The 17,437-nt window shown below is 70.1% G+C and carries 15 protein-coding genes; 12 read left to right on the top strand and 3 right to left on the bottom strand.

The genetic code is table 11. The annotated features are described in order from the left end of the window. The first annotated feature begins 9 nt into the window (after positions 1-9). From ACN265_RS18865 to ACN265_RS18885, 5 genes are all read left to right on the top strand, one after another. Positions 10-1,290, top strand: coding sequence for a protoporphyrinogen/coproporphyrinogen oxidase (locus ACN265_RS18865; protein WP_421408756.1), 1,281 nt, complete (start codon positions 10-12; stop codon positions 1,288-1,290). Further along, complete coding sequence (locus ACN265_RS18870) at positions 1,287-2,054, top strand: HisA/HisF-related TIM barrel protein (RefSeq protein ID WP_421408757.1); 768 nt, start codon at positions 1,287-1,289, stop codon at positions 2,052-2,054. Before ACN265_RS18865 ends, ACN265_RS18870 begins: the two co-directional genes overlap by 4 nt. Before the next feature lie 30 nt (positions 2,055-2,084). Beyond that, positions 2,085-3,056 (top strand): zinc-dependent alcohol dehydrogenase family protein, encoded by a 972-nt coding sequence (locus tag ACN265_RS18875; protein ID WP_421408758.1) that lies wholly within the window; start codon positions 2,085-2,087, stop codon positions 3,054-3,056. Positions 3,057-3,261: 205 nt separating this feature from the next. Continuing rightward, entirely contained in the window at positions 3,262-4,494 is a 1,233-nt protein-coding gene (locus tag ACN265_RS18880; RefSeq protein ID WP_421408759.1) for a helix-turn-helix domain-containing protein, read from the top strand. A gap of 566 nt (positions 4,495-5,060) precedes the next feature. Continuing rightward, positions 5,061-5,996 carry an NYN domain-containing protein gene (locus ACN265_RS18885; protein WP_421408760.1) on the top strand — a complete coding sequence of 312 codons (936 nt, stop codon included), beginning with the start codon at positions 5,061-5,063 and terminating at the stop codon, positions 5,994-5,996. Positions 5,997-6,323: 327 nt separating this feature from the next. Here the strand turns inward: ACN265_RS18885 and ACN265_RS18890 are convergent, their stop codons facing one another. Further along, positions 6,324-7,031, bottom strand: a complete 708-nt coding sequence (locus ACN265_RS18890; protein ID WP_421408761.1) for a VOC family protein — start codon at positions 7,029-7,031, stop codon at positions 6,324-6,326. A gap of 26 nt (positions 7,032-7,057) precedes the next feature. Next, positions 7,058-8,845 (bottom strand): putative bifunctional diguanylate cyclase/phosphodiesterase, encoded by a 1,788-nt coding sequence (locus ACN265_RS18895; protein ID WP_421408762.1) that lies wholly within the window; start codon positions 8,843-8,845, stop codon positions 7,058-7,060. A gap of 690 nt (positions 8,846-9,535) precedes the next feature. Here ACN265_RS18895 and ACN265_RS18900 point away from each other — a divergent pair. The 7 genes from ACN265_RS18900 to ACN265_RS18930 all read left to right on the top strand — a co-directional run bounded on the left by ACN265_RS18900 (position 9,536) and on the right by ACN265_RS18930 (position 16,977). Continuing rightward, positions 9,536-10,465: an LnmK family bifunctional acyltransferase/decarboxylase gene (locus tag ACN265_RS18900; RefSeq protein WP_421408763.1), complete on the top strand. Its 930-nt coding sequence runs from the start codon at positions 9,536-9,538 to the stop codon at positions 10,463-10,465. 40 nt (positions 10,466-10,505) lie between these two features. Beyond that, on the top strand, positions 10,506-13,487 hold the full coding sequence (locus ACN265_RS18905; protein WP_421408764.1) for a cytochrome P450: 2,982 nt from the start codon (positions 10,506-10,508) through the stop codon (positions 13,485-13,487). A gap of 44 nt (positions 13,488-13,531) precedes the next feature. Further along, the gene (locus ACN265_RS18910) at positions 13,532-13,807 is read left to right on the top strand and encodes an acyl carrier protein (RefSeq protein WP_421408765.1); all 276 of its coding nucleotides are present in this window, start codon (positions 13,532-13,534) and stop codon (positions 13,805-13,807) included. Positions 13,808-13,891: 84 nt separating this feature from the next. Then, complete coding sequence (locus ACN265_RS18915; RefSeq protein WP_421408766.1) at positions 13,892-15,022, top strand: SDR family oxidoreductase; 1,131 nt, start codon at positions 13,892-13,894, stop codon at positions 15,020-15,022. Beyond that, the gene (locus ACN265_RS18920; protein WP_421408767.1) at positions 15,012-15,419 is read left to right on the top strand and encodes a nuclear transport factor 2 family protein; all 408 of its coding nucleotides are present in this window, start codon (positions 15,012-15,014) and stop codon (positions 15,417-15,419) included. The genes ACN265_RS18915 and ACN265_RS18920 overlap by 11 nt, the downstream gene beginning before the upstream one ends. A 98-nt stretch (positions 15,420-15,517) precedes the next feature. Continuing rightward, complete coding sequence (locus ACN265_RS18925) at positions 15,518-15,757, top strand: acyl carrier protein (protein ID WP_421408768.1); 240 nt, start codon at positions 15,518-15,520, stop codon at positions 15,755-15,757. Next, positions 15,754-16,977 (top strand): beta-ketoacyl-[acyl-carrier-protein] synthase family protein, encoded by a 1,224-nt coding sequence (locus ACN265_RS18930; RefSeq protein WP_421408769.1) that lies wholly within the window; start codon positions 15,754-15,756, stop codon positions 16,975-16,977. The genes ACN265_RS18925 and ACN265_RS18930 overlap by 4 nt, the downstream gene beginning before the upstream one ends. On the opposite strand, the gene ACN265_RS18935 is transcribed toward ACN265_RS18930, so the two are convergent. Further along, positions 16,970-17,323 carry a transposase gene (locus ACN265_RS18935; RefSeq protein WP_421408770.1) on the bottom strand — a complete coding sequence of 118 codons (354 nt, stop codon included), beginning with the start codon at positions 17,321-17,323 and terminating at the stop codon, positions 16,970-16,972. The two genes, ACN265_RS18930 and ACN265_RS18935, sit on opposite strands and share 8 nt — an antisense overlap. Positions 17,324-17,437: the final 114 nt, after the last annotated feature.

Below are 17,437 nucleotides of genomic sequence, written 5' to 3' on the forward strand. Positions count from 1 at the left end.
GGCAGGCTCATGCGGATCGTCGTGGTCGGTGGCGGGCTGGCTGGTCTGACCACCGCATGGCTGTTGGAGCACGACCACGAGACCATCCTGTTGGAGGCGCAGGCCGAGTTGGGGGGTCACGTCAGGTCGGCGACGACCCTCCACCACGGTGTGGAGTGCGCTGTCGACCTGGGTGCGCAGGACTTCTCTGCCGCCCTGTTTCCCCGCCACGCGCGGCTGATCCAACTCATGGGGCTGGCGGCGGAGGTCGTGGAGGTACCCACGACCGTCACGATCCAGGTGCCGGACATGCCCGTCCCGCTGCTGGTGACGCCGGACGGCACCCGCAGCGGGATCCTCGGTGCCGCCGGGGAGGCACTTGCCCTGCTGACGCGGGCGGCGGTCGACTGGGACACCGAGGGTGTCTCCTGGGAGAGGAGCTACGCCGATCTCGTCGAGCCGATTCCCGTCAGTGACGGGCTGAAGAGAACGGTCCTGTACGCGCCCGTCGCCGCGCTGTACGGATGCAGCGTCGACGACGCCCGGCAGGTGTCCGGGCGGGCTGCCACCGCCGTGCTCGCGCGGAGCGCCGCTCCCGCTGTGGGTGGGTCCGTCGGCTGGCAGAACCTGGTCGGTGGTCTGGCGCGGCTCGTCCGGGCGATCGCGGTGGACCTGCTGGCCACGACCATCCGCACCGGGTCGGAGATCACCAGGATGGAGTCCGGTGACCGGCGGTGGACGCTGAGCACCGCAGGCGGACAGGTCTACCAGGCCGACCAGGTGGTGCTTGCGGTGCCACCGCCGCGCTGCCTCCGGCTCATCCGGCAGTTCCCCCACGCCGATCGGCTCAGCAGTGCTCTCGCCGGCTTCCGGTACCTGCCCTCGACGACCGGCCTGCACCTCGATCCGGCTTATCTGCCGGCACGGGCGGACCAGTGGTCCACCTCCAACCTGACCGTCTACCGGGAACACGCCGACTCCACGGCCTGGTACGGGCCGATCACCGGGGCCCGGGTCTTCCGAAGTCAGCTCACCCACCGGCCCCGGTTGCCCGAGCGCCTGGTGGCCACCGCGGACTTCGAACAGCTCTATCCGGATGCCGTGGCGGTCCGCGGCCGCCGGGTGCTGGCCGATCACCAGGGCCGCGACGGCATCTGGTTCGCCGGGCACCATCTCGCCGACATCGACTCCCAGGAGACAGCAGTGAACAGTGCCATCGACATCGCCGCCCGGCTCGCTCCCGCCAGTCACCGACTACGGATGCTGACCGAGGAGGTCGGCCTCGACCAGCAGCGGGGACGGCAGGCATGACCGGGATGCGCTGGTCCAGCGACGACCACCCGTACGTCGTTCCGTGCCTCGACATCCGCGGTGGCAGGGCGAACCCGTCGGCGTGGCACGACGGACGGGCCTGCGACGACCCGGTCGAGATCCTCGACCGGTACCGCTCTCAGGGGGCGGAGAAGATCTTCCTCGACATCCAGGACGGTTGGCGGGACGACAGCCGGTTCCTGCCGCTGCTGCGGGAGCTGTGCAGGGGTGGCGGCTCGCTGCTGGTGTCCGTCGACAACGGTAGGGCCCGCGACGACCACGACGTCGAGGCGGTGCTCGGAGCCGGGGCTGCGGCGGTGGCGCTGAGCACCGCCACCGTGGACTCACCTGATCTCGTGTCGAGGGCGATACGACGTCACGGTTCGGCCAGCGTCCTGGCGGTGATGAACTGCCGCCGCGCCGGCGATGGTTGGCAGGTGCACGTGGACGGGGGTCGGCGGGCCACCGGTATCGACGCCCTGTCCTGGGTGGCGGCCTGGTCAGCCGCCGGAGTTGGCGCGATCCTGGCGAACTGCCTGGAGCGGGAGGGCGCCACCGAGCAGGGGTACGACATTCGCTTCACCAGGGCGGTGGTTGATGCCGCGGGTGTTCCGGTCATCGCGTCGGGGGGCTGCGGCGAACCCTCGCACATGGTGTCCGCCCGGTCCCGGGCCGGTGCCGCCTACACGCTCGCCAACACCATCTTCCACCGCGGCATCCACAGCGTGTCCGACGCCATCCGGCACTGCGACGGTCACCGCTGAGGATCGGCCCGGACCGAACAGGGGGCTCGGATGTACGCGATTCAGTTCAGCCGTCACGGCGAGCCGGCGGCCGTGCTCCGGCAGGTCGAGCTTCCCCGGCCGCAACCGGGGCCGGGGGAGGTCCGGGTCCGGTTGACCCACCGGCCGGTCAATCCGTCGGACCTGCTCTACATCAGCGGGGCTTACGGTCGACGTCCTGTGCTTCCTGCCGTTCCCGGCTTCGAGGGCGTCGGTCGCGTCGACGCCACGGGCGCCGACGTCGGTCTCGCCGCCGGCACCAGGGTTGCCGTCTCGGCGTTCGGCACCTGGCAGGAAAGCGTGGTGGTGCCCGCCGCCGACGTCCTGGTGCTTCCCGACGGCATCGACGACGATGTCGGCGCACAGCTGATGATCAATCCGTTCACCGCCCGTCTGCTGCTGCACCGCGTCGCGCTCCCGCCCGGGGCGTGGCTTGTCCAGACCGCCGGACTGTCCGCGGTGGGACGGATGATCGCGCAACTCGCGCACGCACAGGGGGTCAATACCGTCAGCACCCATCGGGGCAGCGGCCCGGTGAACGTCGAGGGTCATCCGTCGACCGATCACCTTGTCGACACCAGCCGTGCGGATCTGCTTTCCGTGGTGGGCACACTGACGCATGGCGTCGGCGTCTCTGCGGCGCTGGACGCTGTCGGTGGGGAAACGGGAACCGACGCGCTGCGGTGTCTTAGTACGGGCGGTCTTATGGTCAGTTTCGGACTGCTGGGCGGTCAACCGGTCGCCGCGTCACCGGCTCACCTCATCTTCCGGGGTCTTACCGTCGAGGGATTCTGGCTGCCTCATTACCTGAGCGGAATGCCGCCGGACGAGATTGCCCGGATAGGACGGCACATCATTGCCGATGCTCTCGACGGGACACTGCCGTCTTCCGTCACACGCCGGTATGCCCTGACCGAGGTCGTCGCGGCCGTCGCCCATGCCCGGCGCGCCGGGCTCACCGGCAAGATCCTCCTCACGGGCTGAGCGGACCGCGCGGTGGGGTGGTTTCTTTGCGACTTGCAGACCGCGGGTATTCGACCGGGCGCGCCTGATCCGGAGCGCCCCGCAACGCGATGGAAATTCCAGCCTGTTGACCACCAATGGCCGAAGTTTGTGCGTTTTTTCGGCAACGGCAGTCAGCCCCCTGAACTATCCGGGAGTCGCTCTATACGGCTGATAACGTAGCGTGATGGGGCCGAGAAACGTGCCCGGTAGGCAGCCGCCATCCGTGGGCGACCGGATAGCTTCGGCACGACGCAGACGCGGTATGTCCCGACGGGTGTTAGCCGACCTGATCGGTCGCAGTGAAGAGTGGCTACGGCAGATCGAGAACGGCAAGCGTCGCCTGGACAGCATCGAATACGCGATACGCATCAGCGACGTTCTCGACATCGGCGACCTGTTGACGGAGCTCGGTCTTGCCGAGGCGCACGCGTCACGGACATCGCGGCCGGCGAGCGCGGTGGCGCGGACCCGGGCGGCGATCCTCAGTGCGGTGGGCACCGATCTTCTCGGTGACGAGGCGCAGCGCCGCCCGCAGGTCGTCTCCCTGGAGCGGGAGGTCGAGGAGGCCTGGCGGATCTGGACTGGTCACGCGAACCGCTACCAGCGGACCTTCCTGCTGCTGCCCCAACTGATCCAGGACGCGTCCGCGCGGCTGCGTACCGAGGTCACCGCCGATCCGATCGCTGCCGCGCTGTCGGTGCATTATCTGGCGCGCACGATCCTGTCCCGGGTGAACGAGGAGCAGCTCGCCTGGATCATGGCCGACCGGGCGTTGGTGGCCGCCGGGCGGGTCGGCGGGGAATCGCTGTTGGCTGCGGCCTGGCACGGGGCGTCGAGCTACCTGCGGCAGGGGTGTTACGAGGAGGCGCAGCGGCTGGCTCTCGCTGCGGCGGCCCACGAACCGCCCGGCGACGCCCGGGCGGACAATCTGCTGTCGCTGCGTGGAGCGCTGCTCCTGGTGGCTGCGGAGGCTGCCGCGGCGGATCTCGATGTCGAGCGTTGCTTCCAGTTGTTGCAGGACGCCCGCCGCATCGCCCGGAACGTTCCGGACGATTTGCAGCCCCACATGATCCCGTTCGGGATGACCGAGGTGGGCATCAGCGCCGTGCAGTCCGAGATCCGTCTCGGTCGCATCGCCGAGGCGATGCGGCTGGCCGCAGAGGTGGACATCCCCGATGACTATCCGCCCGATCGCCAGGCGCGGTTCTTCATTCCACTGGCTTTTCTCCACGCCCGCCGCAACGAGGATGCCGCTGCGGCCTTCGCCCTGGGCAAGATCGCCGGCATCTCACCGGAGGACATCCGCTACGACCACCTGTGCGGTCAGGCGTTGCACCGCCTGCTGCGCCGCAACAATCTGACCATCCGCCGCGAGCTGAGTCGCCTTGCCGCACTGAGCGAGTTCCGTCCCGGGTGAGGGGGGTGCGGTCGCTGACGTCGGCGTCGGTGCGGGCCTGTCGCCAGGCGGGAGGCGGGGCGCGATCAAAGCCTAGCGGTCGTCGGACAGATCGGACGTATAGGGTCGCGGTGCAGTCATGAGGGCGTGGTCAGGTGTCGGATGCGGCAGCGAAGCCCTCGTCAGCGAACGCCGCGACCAACTGGTCGTACGGACCACACACTCGAGCGTGGTCCGGTCCCGCGTCCCGGTAGCCCTTACCGCTCCTCTGTTCGGCTTCTCCTCACGGCGACCGTCGAAAACGTCGGCCCGCACACCGCTTACAGGCCCTAACCGCGCCTGTCGTGTCCGGACGATTCTGTCCGCGCTGATCCGGCGGCTACCCCACGCGGTCCGCGTCATCGTCGGCTTGGTCCTGTCCTTGATCAAGGCGTGGTGCTACACCCCGACCCCGGGACGGCGCGATGTCAAGATCGCGGACGCCATTGCCTGCGAGCGGGCGCAGCTGCGCCGCCGGGGTGCGGCCTCGATAGTTGCGGCATGGGGGTGGCATCCTGTTGATCGTGAGGCCTAAATGCTCCCTGTACGTGGACGTCGGTTACCTGCTCAGCGCTGCAGCGGTCCGGGTGACGGGGACGTCGCTGCGGAACGGGATTCAGGTCGATTACGAGTCGCTGATCGACGCGCTGGTCCAGCAGTCCGAGGCGCTGTCGGAGCTGCCGATGTTGCGTGTGCACTGGTACGACTCTGCGAGAGACGGTGTACCCGACGGCTCGCAGCAGTTCATCGGTGAACTGCCCAACGTCAAGCTGCGGCTCGGCCGGTTCGGCGTGGACGGCCAACAGAAGGGTGTCGACCTGCGCATTGGGCTCGACCTGGTGATGCATGCGCGCAACGCGGTTGCGGACGTCTTCGTCCTCGTTTCGGGCGACGATGATCTGACCGAGGCCGTGGAGGAGGCTCAGGTGCACGGGGTGCAGGTCATCCTGCTCGCCGTCCCCAACGGGCAGGACCGGCCCCATGGCATCAGCCGGCATCTGATCCGGGCGGCCGACGGGCTCAAGATCATATTTCCCGACGCCATCGACCATGCCGTGACGAAGGTGGAGACACCCTCGGCGGTGCCGTCACCGATGGCGGTGCCGCTGGGCGGGCACCCGCGTGCCAAGGCCCCGTTGGCGGGCTTCACCGCGCAGGAACGCTCACGAGCACCCCGCCTGTCGTCCGTGCCTGCGTCCAGCGGGGTCCTGGCCATCAGGACGGACACGACGATTCACGAGGATCCTGCCGACCTTGCCGAACAGATCGGCTCGGTCGTCACCAACGTCCTGACGACGTTCCGCAGTTCCGCCACGCCGGAGGCCCTGGCGGAACTCACCGCCGGGAAACCATCGATCCCACGCGACATCGACAAAGCCTTACTGACCGACCTGTCGGAACGGCTCGGTGAAGTCGATCTGGGTGAAGCCGTGCGACACCAGCTTCGGGCACGGTTTTGGGAGCAGTATGACCAGGCCTGGTAGCGCTTTGTTAGGTTCTGTGGCGCTTGTTGCGGCGTAGGGTTTCACGGGTCGGTGGCAGGGTGAGGCAGGCGCCGGTTCAGGTCCTGAGGAGCCTCCGGCAAACCGGGGGAACCTCATCCTCGTCGCCGGCTCAACCCTGACCGTCCTCGTCGTGCTGGGGGGTGGGCTGCGGCGGCGGGCGGCCCGTCGTTGACCAGACCCCCGCTCCCGCGATCGCGGCACATCCTCCGAGGGGATGCCTGAACGCGTGGCAGGCCGGGTCCCGCCGTGCCCCGGTGCCGGTCTCGGGACGCCAGGGTGACGGCGACCTGCGGGAGAACGTGGCAGTCAGCTACCGGTGTGGGCCGGTCGAATGACGGTGAAGACGGCTCCCGCCGGGTCGGCGAGCGCGCAGACCCGACCGGTCACCACGTCGCGCGGCGGCACCAGCAGTCGGCCGCCACCCCGCTGGGCCCGCTCGGCGACGTCGTCCGGATCCGCCACTGCCAGATAGACCATCCAGCCGGCGGGCAGCAGGGTATCCAGCGGCGGAGGCGTGGCGAGCCGGCCGGCCACCGGCGCGACGTCGCCGACGAGCAGGGCGTACGAGTCGTCGGGGGCGCCGGGTGGCACGCTGGGCCGCAGGCCCAGGGCGGCGGTGTGGAACCGGTCCGCTCCGGCCGGGTCGGTCGTCATGTACTCGTACCAGCAGGGCCGACCGAGGCCCGGGGCCACCGGGGTCGGTGCCGTGCGTAGCCGGAAGCTCCCGCCCAGCGGATCGTGCACCTCGTCGCCGGTCAGCCGGGCGCCGGCTGCGCCGGCGGCGGCCCGGACGATGGCCTCGTCAGCGGCGCCGAAGACAGTCCACCAGCGGGCCGGGGCAGGACCGACCCGCAGATCGGCGGCGGGAACCCCGTCGGCGGAAGCGGTGCAGCCGTCGGCGGTGGCCTGGTACGTCCAGCCCAACAGATCCTGGTAGAAGCTACGGGCAGCGTCGAGATCGCTCGTGACGAGTTCGGCGCCGGTGGGGAACGGCCTTGTCCGGGGTGCGTTCACCTGAGTCTCCAAACCGGGGCGGTTGATCAGGGTTCAGGATGCCCCACGGCTGTCCCGGCCGCCCCGCCGCCCTGCCGCGAGTCGAACGTTCGACCGAGTAGTTCGTCCAATGGGGCCGGTCGGCCCAGGTGGTAGCCCTGGCCGGCGTCCACGCCCAGCATCCGCAGCGCCGGCACCAGCTCGGCGCGCTCCACGGACTCGGCGACGGTTCGCATGCCCAGGCCGTGCGCGGCGCGGACGACCGCGTCGATGAGCACGGGATCGGCGCCGCCGTGATCCGCCTGGCGGACGAAGTCGCCCGCGATCTTGACCGTACTGAAGGGCAGGTGCTTGAGATAGGCGAACGAGCCGAACCCGGCGCCGAAGTCGTCCAGGCTCAGCCGGCAACCGGCGTCGCGCAAGGTGCTGGCGAGGTGCCGCACCGCGGCGACATTGGTGATCGCCGCAGTCTCGGTGATCTCCAGACCGAGCCGGCTCGCGTCGATGCCGGCCGCGCGCAGGGTGCGCACCACCCAGTCACCGAAGCCCGGCGATTCCAGGGATCGGGCCGAGATGTTGATGTCGAAGCACATTCCCGCCTTCATGGCCTTGGGGTGGGCCAGCGCCTCCGTGGCGGTGGACACCACCCACCGGTCGAGCTCACCGATGAGGTCGTCACGTTCCACCGTCGGTAGGAACTCCGCCGGTGACAGGCTGGGCTCGCCGCCGTCCCGCAGCCGGATGAGCAGCTCGCGGCTGACCACTTCCCCGGTCGACAGGTCGATGATCGGCTGGGCGTCCAACCGCATCCGGTTCTCGTCGAGGGCCTTGCGGACCCGGGTCACCACGTTGACGCGCTGCACGGCGTGCCGGTACTGCTCCGGAAGGTAGAGCCTGGCCCGGTTGCGGCCGGCGTTCTTCGCCTCGTACAGGGCGAGGTCGGCGTGGGCGAGCACGGTGTCGCGGGTGTCGCCCGGTTCCAGCGAGGCGGCACCGATGCTCAGGGTCACCCGCAGCCCGGTGCCGGCCAACGGCACGGGCGTGCGGACACTGGCGTCGCAGAGCCGCTCGGCGACGGCGAGGGCGTCCTCGGCGTACGCCCCCGGCAGGACGACCGCGAACTCGTCGCCGCCCAGGCGGCCCAGCACCGTGCCGTCGGGCAGCTCATACAGCAGCCGCCGGGCCAGGACGCGCAGCACGTCGTCGCCGACCGCGTGCCCGTGTACGTCGTTGATGTCCTTGAAGTTGTCGATGTCGATCAGCAGCAACGCCGCGGACCGCTCCCGCAGCTCGGCGATCAGGTCGTCGAGGCGGGCCAGCAGGGCACGGCGGTTCGGCAGATCGGTCAGCGGGTCGCGTTCGGCCAGCTTGGTCAGCTCGTCCTGCACTCGCCGCATCGCGGTGATGTCGTGGGCGGTGCCCAGGACGCGCGCCGGCGCCCCAGCGGCGTCGGGGAAGACCTCGCCGTAGCACTCGAAGACGCGCAGTGTCGCGCCGTCGGCGAGGTACATCCGATGTGTGTAGGAGAACGAGCCGCCGTCACGTAGGGCCTTCTCCAACGTCCGTTCGATCATCGCGACGTCGTCCGGGTACAACATCTGCCGGTAGGAGTCGTAGTCGAGGTGCGCATCAGCGGGCAGACCGAACATCTGCAGCAGCACGTCGCTCCAGACGACCTCACCGGTCAGTACGTTCCACTCCCAGGTGCCCACCTTGGCGAGTTGCTCGAGGTGGGCCAGCCGCCACCGGTAGTTGCGCCCACGGTCGCGTTCCTGCCGTTCGGCGCTGACGTCACGCAGCTCGTACAGGCGCAGCGGTTGCCCCTCGTGTTCCATGCCGTGACATCGCACCCGTAACCACCGGGTGGCCCCGTCGGCACCTTGCACCGGGTGGTCCACTGCGGGCCCGTCGGGCCCGATCTGCCCCAGCGGCAACTCTGCCAGCCCGACACCCAACCGGTGACCGGCTGGGTTGCACCAGAGAAAGCGGCCGTCCGGGGCCATTATCGCCAAGGCGGTGGAGGCGGTGTCCGCCGCGAGTCCCGGCAGCGTGCTCACCTGGGGCCACCACTTCCCTTCGCCGAGCAGGGCGCAGCACGGCCACGGCTGACAGACGGTCATCCTATCGCGACGGGCAGTCTAGCGGCCGTCCGGACGGTCCGCTCAGGGCGTCGGCGGCGGGAGCCGCGGGACCGGTCGCGATGCTGGTCGATCGAGCTCGTCACCGGCTCTGAACCCGCGTGGACCGGCGGCACCGCCCTACCCGTTGATCGTGCCTCGTTCGTCGCGGCACGGTGCCGCACGTCCGGGTCACGCGTATCCGAGCGTTTCCTGCGGGTGCGGTGCCAGCTTTTTTGGCTGCAAATAGCTGCCGCATTTTGCGGCCCACGTGGTGTCGCGGGCAGTGGTTTCGGGCCGCCTATCGTCGGCAGCGTGATGCCCCGTTGAGGGGTCGCGGCGCGGTGGTTTCCGCGCGGTCGGTGCTGTTTCGACAACCGGCAACGTAGTGCGCCTCGGCGAAGGGTGATGGTGACCGTGACTGTGCTCGCTGCGGTGGTTCAGGCGCGTACCGAGGTGGTGTGGCCCAGCATGTGTGGGCACAACTCGCTGTTCGTCGGCCGGATCGGCGACTGGACCTGGGACGCCGTCGGGGCGGCGTGCGGCATCGACGTGATGAACACCCATGATTCGCAGGGCCGGCCGGCCTATCTGTCGTTCTGCTACTTCCGGATCCGCGGTGGTCGACGTTTCCACCTGCGGACGCCGACGTTCGGGGACCGGCTTCACGTGGACACGGCCCTGTACCGGACGAGGGGCCAGTCAGTGCTGGCGCTGCACCGTATCGACCGGTCTGCGCGCCGGCACGGTGACGGTTTCGACCTGCACGAGTTCGTGACGGCCGGTGACGCGGACCGCCTGTACGTGCAGACGCTCAACAGGTGGGTGGCCCGCAGCCGGGAGGATTCGAACCAGGCGTTGCTCCGGGCACTGCCGTCGGACTTTGCGCTCGACAGCTTGCCGGAGATTCCGCCGTCGCACTGTCCCCTTCCCACGATGCGTCGGGCACGGATGGCGTACACCCTGCGCCCAGCCGCAGCGGTGCCATCCGGGGAGGGCCTGCGGTTGGATTATCAGATCGACCCGTCGCGTGACCTCAACGGTGTCGGTTTGCTGTATTTCGCCTCCTACTTCTCGATCGTGGACTGGGCGTTGTTGCGGTGGTGGCGGCAGCAACGCCGCACCGACGAGACGTTCCTCGGCAGGGTCGTCGTCGACCAGCAGATGTGTTATCTGGCGAATGTGGACGCGAGCGTGACGATCAGCGCCGACGTCCGGGCGTGGCGGCCGATGACGGGACCCCGCCCCCATTCGGAGTTCGTGGAGGTCGTGCTGCGTGACGGGCAGCGGAGGCTCGTCGTCAGCACGCTGGAAATTCTCACCGACGACAGCAGGTGAGCCCAGGTTCCGCCGGAACCCAACCGAGGGAGCAGTGTCGATGGCCGAGGATGTGCCCAGGGCCGGGACCGTCGGGCGCGCGCAGGCGCTGGCCGCGCTGGAGGCGCTGTGGTCCGACGCCGGGCGTCGTGATCCTTTTCCGCACGTACGGACCCTGCTGGCCCACGCCCCGGTCGTGCCGATCGGTCCGCGCCGCGCCGTCGTGCTCGGCTACCCCGAATGCGAGCAGGTCCTCAGGAACCCGGACGTGTTCCGGGTGTGCGACACGGTGTGGGCGGACCAGTCGTGGCCCACCTGGCGCGACCACCCCTCGGTCTCCTCCATATACAACGGGCTCAACCACCAGGAGGCGCCGGACAACCAGCCGGCCCGCCGGCTGCTGGTGCAGCTGTTCGGGCCGAAACAGCTGACCCGGCACCGCCCGCAGATGGAACAGCTCTGCCAACGGTACGTACGCAGGCTCGTCGGGGCCGCACGCGACGGACGGGTGGACGTCACCGACGACCTGCTGCACCTGCCGATGGCGCTGCTCGCCGCCCTGCTCGGCTTTCCCGAGTCCGACCTGCCGCGGCTACGGCACTGGTCGACGGCGGTGATGGACGCCAACGACTTCAACCCGCCGGGAACGGATCTCACGGCAGCCGACGCCGCCGTCCACGAGCTGCGCGACTATCTGCGAGACCGCCTGCTCGGGGCCACGGCCGGACCGCGGTCGGACCTCACCGCCGACCTGGTCGGAGGGTGGCCGGCGGAGGACGTCGAGGGCCTCGTCGACAACGTCACCTTCCTGCTGGGCGCCGGCAACGAGACATCGGCGGCGATGCTGGGCACGGGGGTGTTCCTGCTGGCCGAACAGCCGCACCTCGCCGCCCTGCTGCGCGACCGGCCGGACCTGGCGTCGGCGTTCACCCGCGAGGTGCTGCGTTACGACCCGCCGGCCAAGATGACCGGCCGGTGGGTGACCCGACCCACCACCCTCGGCGGGGTGCGTCTGCCGCAGGGGTGCATGGTGGTCGTGCAGGTGGCCGCGGCGGGCCGCGATCCGCGCCAGTACCCCGATCCTGATCGTTTCGACCCGTTCCGGTTCGCCCCGGTCAGCGCCGACGGCGTCGCCCAGGATCCGTCCCGGTCGCTGACCCTCGGTGTCGGCCCCCACTACTGCGTCGGGTCGACGCTGGCACAACTCACCGGTGAGATCGTCTTTCCGCTCGTCGCCCGCGTCTGCGCCGGCCTGAGGGTCGCCGGTCCGGTGGTGCGGGCCGCAGGCATGGTGGTGCACGGCTGGGACCGGCTGCCGGTGGCCATCCCGGCACCGGTGCACGGGCCGGTCAACCCGCCGCAACCCGCGCGGATCGAGGGCGCGACGCTGCCCGACGCCCTGCGTCGGTTGGCCGTCGCGGCACCGGACACCGGCTGGGTGTTCCCGGGTGTGTCGCAGCGGCTGACCGCAGCGCAGCTGTATCGCGGGGCCGTCGCCGCCGGACGTGGCCTGGTCGCCGCCGGTGTCCGTCCCGCAGACCGGGTCGGGCTGCTCACGCCCACCGGCCCCGACCTGTGGCTCGGCGCGTTCGGCATCATGCTGGCCGCCGGCAGCGTGTCCGCGTTGCCGATGCGTCCGATGGGCGAGTCGCCGCAGGTGGCGGCGGCCCGCATCACCCGCATCATCGACGCCGCCGGGATGCGCCTCATCGTGGCCCACCCGCGGTACGAGCGGCTGGTCCGGGCGGTGCGTCAGCTCAGGCCGGGGCTGCGCTGCGTGCCCCTGCCGGTGGCCGGTGACCGTTCCGACCGGCTGCCCGACATCACCCCGGACGAGGTGGCGGTGGTGCAGTACACCTCCGGCAGCACCGCGTTCCCCAAGGGGGTGACGCTGCCCCACGCCACCGTGCTGGCCGGGTTACGGGCCCTGCTCGCCTCGTCGGCGGTGACCGGCCGCGACAGTCTCGTCCAGTGGGTTCCCCACCACCACGACATGGGGTTCTTCACCGCTCTCGGGTACGGGCTGGCCGGGCTGCCGGTCCACATGTTCACCTCCACCGACTTCATCCGCCGACCTGTCGCGTTCCTGGAATACCTGTCGCGGCAGCAGGTCACCGCCACCACCGGCCCCGACCACGGGTACGCGCTGATGACCGAGGCGGTCGACCGGTCCGATCCTCGCGGGCTGGATCTGAGCCGGTGGCGGCTGGCGTACAACGGGGCCGAGCCGGTGCGTCCCGAAACGGTCCACCGCTTCACCGAGACCATGGCCCGGTACGGGGCCGCCGCCGGGGTGATGTATCCGGTGTACGGCCTGGCGGAGGCGACACTGTGCGCGGCGTTCCCGCCGCCGGGCAGCCTGCCGCGCATAGTCCACGTCGACCGTCAGGTTCTTGCCGCCCGCGGACACGTCCGCCACGTTGCAGCCGACGCCGACGGGGCTCGTCCACTGGTGTCCGTCGGCCGGCCGGTGCAGGGTCTGCGGCTGCGGCTGGTCGACCCGTCCGGCGTCGAGGTGCACGACGGCCGGGTCGGGGAGGTGCAGATCATCGGTGACTCGGTCACCCCCGGCTACCTGTTCGATCCCGACGCCACCGCTGCGGCCTTCGACGGAGGCTGGCTACGCACCGGTGACCTGGGGGTACGCCTCGACGGTGACCTGTTCATCGCCGGCCGCGACAAGGACATGATCATCGTGGCTGGTCGGAACATCTTCGCCGAGGACGCCGAACTGGTCACCCGCACGGTTGCGGGGGTGCATCAGGGCCGGTGCGTCGCGTTCGCCGCAGCGCAGGCCGCCGGGCAGCTCGGTCTGGACGAGGAACACCTCGTCGTGGTCGCCGAGAGCCTGGACATGGGCCACGCCGCTCACCTCGCGGCGGACATCCGCCGCCGGCTGCAGGGCGAACTCGGCGTCAGCGCCGTGCAGGTGCACGTCGTACGGCGGGGCACGTTGCCCCGCACCACCAGCGGGAAGTGGCAGCGCGGCGCAGCCCGCGACCTGCTCGCCGGCACCCGGATGCGCACGGTGGCATCGCCGTGACCCCCTCCCGGATTCCGTCGAGAACGACACCGATAGGAGATGTCATGACAACTGTCGACGCCACCCGTTCCGAGATCGTGTCGCGGGTGACGCAGTGGGCCCGCGACGTTTTCCACGCACCTGCCGCCGAGGTGGACGAGGGGACGGTGCTGATGGACATCGAGGGCGCCGACTCCGTCCGGATGCTGCACCTGCTGGGACGCCTCGAAGCGCACTACGGCGTCGTCCTGATGGCCGAGGACACGTGGGTGCCGGCAACCGTCGGCGAGCTGGCCGAGGACCTACGGCAGGCCGTCTGCCGTCGCCCGGTCGACGGCTGACGACGCGGCATCAACCGCCTCGCCGTTCGACCCCACGCACCCTGCGACCACCGGGCCCGCCCGGGAAGGAGGACGACGACACCGATGAGCAGACCGACCACCCACGTCGTGACCGGCGCCACCGGCATGCTGGGCAGCGCATTCGTACTCGACCTGCTGGCCCGCACCGACGATCCGGTCTGGTGCCTGGTACGCGCCCCCACCCGGCAGCAGGCACAGGCGCGGCTGCACACACAGCTGGTCCGTACCGCGCAGGAACAGGACCGGTCACCGGACCTGATCCGCCGTGACCGGCTCCGGGCGGTACCCGGCGACATCACCGACCTGTCCTTGGTGGCGACCGCGCTGCGGTTTCCTCCGGGTCGGGTCCTGCTGTGGCACAGCGCCGCGTCGCTGGCCTACGAACCGGGCTACTCCGCCCAGACGCATCAGGCCAACGTCGTCGGCACCGAACAGATCGTCACCCTCGCGCAGGAACACGACGCGGAACTCGTCCACATCAGCACCGCCTACGTCGCCGGCCGCCGTCGCGGCCCTCAGGCCGAGACACTCCCCCCGTCCGACCAGCCCGTCAACAACCAGTACGAACGCACCAAGGTCGCCGCCGAGCGGCTGGTCGCCGCCTCCGGGCTCACCTGGCGGATCCTGCGCCCCAGCGCGGTCGTCGCCGACAGTCGCACGCTGCGCACCAGCGCCTTCTCCGGCCTCTACGACCTGGCCACCCGGGTCGCCCGGTTCCGCCGGCAGTACGAGAAACGCCACGGCGACCGCCTGTTCGGCCAGCCGTCGAGGCTCTGCGGCGACGGCCGGGGCGAGATCAACCTCGTGCCCCTCGACCACGTCGTCGAACACGGCGTGCGCGCCGGACTCCACGGTGCCAGCGGCACCGTATACCACCTGACCAACTCCACCGCGCCGAGCGCCCAGGAGATGTATGACGTCGTGTTCACCCGTGCGGGGCTCCCCGCACCGGTGTTCGTCGACGATCCCCGCGAACTCGACGCCCTGGACCGGTTGCTGGCCAACGCCCTGGCCTTTCACCTGCCCTACACCTGCTCACCGAAGACCTTCGACAACACCCACACCACCGGCCTGACGGGCGCGTCGGCCACCGCCTTTGCAGCACCCCGCCCCGTCATCGGAGAACTACTCGACCGCCACCAGCCGCGGCCCCGGCCGCTGACCCGAGTCAGGAGCACCCTCGATGTCCGCTGACACCCGCCAGGAACGGAACGTCGCCGCCGTCCACCGCTGGATCGAGTACTACAACACCGACGTCCACCGCATGATCGACGACAGCTACGCCCCCGACATCAACGTCGTGTGCCCGGGGCTCATCGACATCACCGACCGCGCACAGTTCCACGAGATCGAGCAGTCGGTGCTCGACGCCGCACCGGACCGCAGGGCCCGCATCGAGAACCTGATCGCGGCCGATGACCACGTGATCGTCGAAGCGGTCCTGTTCGGCACCGACACCGACTCCGGCACCACCTGGGAAACCCCCTGGTGCGCCATCCTGACCTTCCACGACGGCACGATCGTCACCGATCACACCTACCTGGACCGCACCCGGTGGCCGTGGGTCAAGGACCAGAAACTCGACGGCTGACCCACCGAGATCCATCGGACGTCCGGCTGCCCGACGTACCGCACCGCCGGGCAGCCCGCTCCCCCGGCACCACCACACCACCTCACATCGGAGTCACGATGAACCCGCTGCACCATCGCATAGGCGAGCTGCTCACCACTCGGTTCGGCGTCGAACCCGCCACCATCCGACCCGAATCCACACTCGACGAACTTCACCTCGACTCCCTCGCCCTGGTCGAATTCGCCGAGGTCCTCCAGTCGGAGTTCGACGTGACGATCTCCGACGACGACATCTCCCAGACAGCCTCCGTCGACGACATAGCCGCCCTGCTCACCGCCATGGGCGCGCCCCGGTGACACCGGCACCCGTCGTCATCAGCGGTCTCGGGCTGGTCACCCCCGCCGGCGTCGGCGTGCCTGCCAACTGGGACCGTCTCCTCACCGGCCGGTCGACGGCGGTACGGCCGCCGCAGCTGGCCGGACTACCGGTCGATTTCGCCTGTGTGGTTCCCGACTTCGACGCCGACACACTGCTCGGGCGTCGGAAAACCTGGCTGCTGGACCGCCACGCCCAGTTCGCCGTCGTCGCGGCCCGCGAGGCGGTCGGCGACGCCGGCCTGGACATCGCCGACTGCGACCCGAACCGCGTCGCCGTCATCATCGGCACCGGCGCAGGCGGCACCATCACCGCCGAGACCCAACACCGCATACTGCTGGAGACCGGTGCCGCCCGGATCTCGGCGCTCACCCTGCCGATGGCGCTGCCCAACATGGCGACCGCTCAGGTGGCCATCGACCTCGGCGCACACGGCCCCAGCATGTCCGTCGCGACGGCGTGCGCATCCGGTGCCACCGCCATCGGTCTCGCCCGGGACCTGCTGCGCTTCGGCGTCGCCGACGTGGCGGTCGCCGGCGGCACCGATGCCGCCGTCACCCCGTACTTCGCCGCCGCGTTCGCCCGGATGAAGGCACTGTCCACCCGCGGGCACGACCCGGCCGGTGCCTCCCGCCCGTTCGACGTCGAGCGCGACGGCTTCGTGATGGCGGAAGGCGCGGGCGTCGTGGTGCTCGAGACCGAACAGCACGCCCACGGCCGGGGTGTCCGGCCCCGAACCCACCTGCTCGGCTACGGTGCGTCCACCGACGCCTACCACGCGACCACCCCTGCGCCCGACGGTGCCGGCGTCGAGCGCGCCATGCGCACCGCCCTTGCCGAGGCCGGACTGGGTAGCGACGACATCGGCCACGTGAACGCGCACGGCACGTCCACTCCGCTCAACGACGTGACCGAGGCCGCCGCCGTGCGGCGGGTACTCGGTCGGGACACCGTCATCACCTCGACCAAGGGGGTGACCGGCCATCCCCTCGGTGCCGCTGGCGCCATCGAGGCGGTATACACCGTTCTCGCCCTGCGGCACGGCCTCGTACCACCCACCGCCAACGTGCAGGCGGTGGAACCCGCCGTCGACCTGGACGTCGTCGTCGACGCGCCCCGGAAGAACCAGGGCACTGCCGCGGTCTCCAACTCCTTCGGCTTCGGCGGACACAACACCGCCCTCGTCATCGCCTTCACCTGACTCCGGCGGCCAGACCAACCGGCGACCGTGCCAGGTGATGGGGGCGTGCCGTCGCCCGCTTGAGAATGTCCACGTCTTCGCGCAGCCTGCGATTCTCCCGCCTCAACTGCGCGAGCTCGTCTCGTTCGTTGCTTGTCAGCCCGTCGGTGCGGGCACCGGCATCGAGGTCGGCCTGCTTGACCCAGTCACGCACCGCGGTCTCGGTCAGGTCGAAATCCTGGCTGACCTGTCGAAGCGTGCGATCCCCACGCTGGCACAACTCGACGATCTCGGCCTTGAACTCCGGCGTGAACGAACGCCGAGGCCGCGGCCGCTTCTTCCCCATGCTCTCCATGATGATGGACATCCTCCCGGAGACCCCAGGTCCCCTGATCTTGGATGTCCGTCAAAACGGGGCAGGCCCAACTCGTTCGGCCACCCGCATTGCCTGACGGCCAGGCGCCGCCCAGGACAGGACCCG

It is taken from the genome of Micromonospora sp. WMMD730 (assembly GCF_049178955.1).
In the GTDB taxonomy this organism is placed as follows: domain Bacteria; phylum Actinomycetota; class Actinomycetes; order Mycobacteriales; family Micromonosporaceae; genus Micromonospora; species Micromonospora wenchangensis.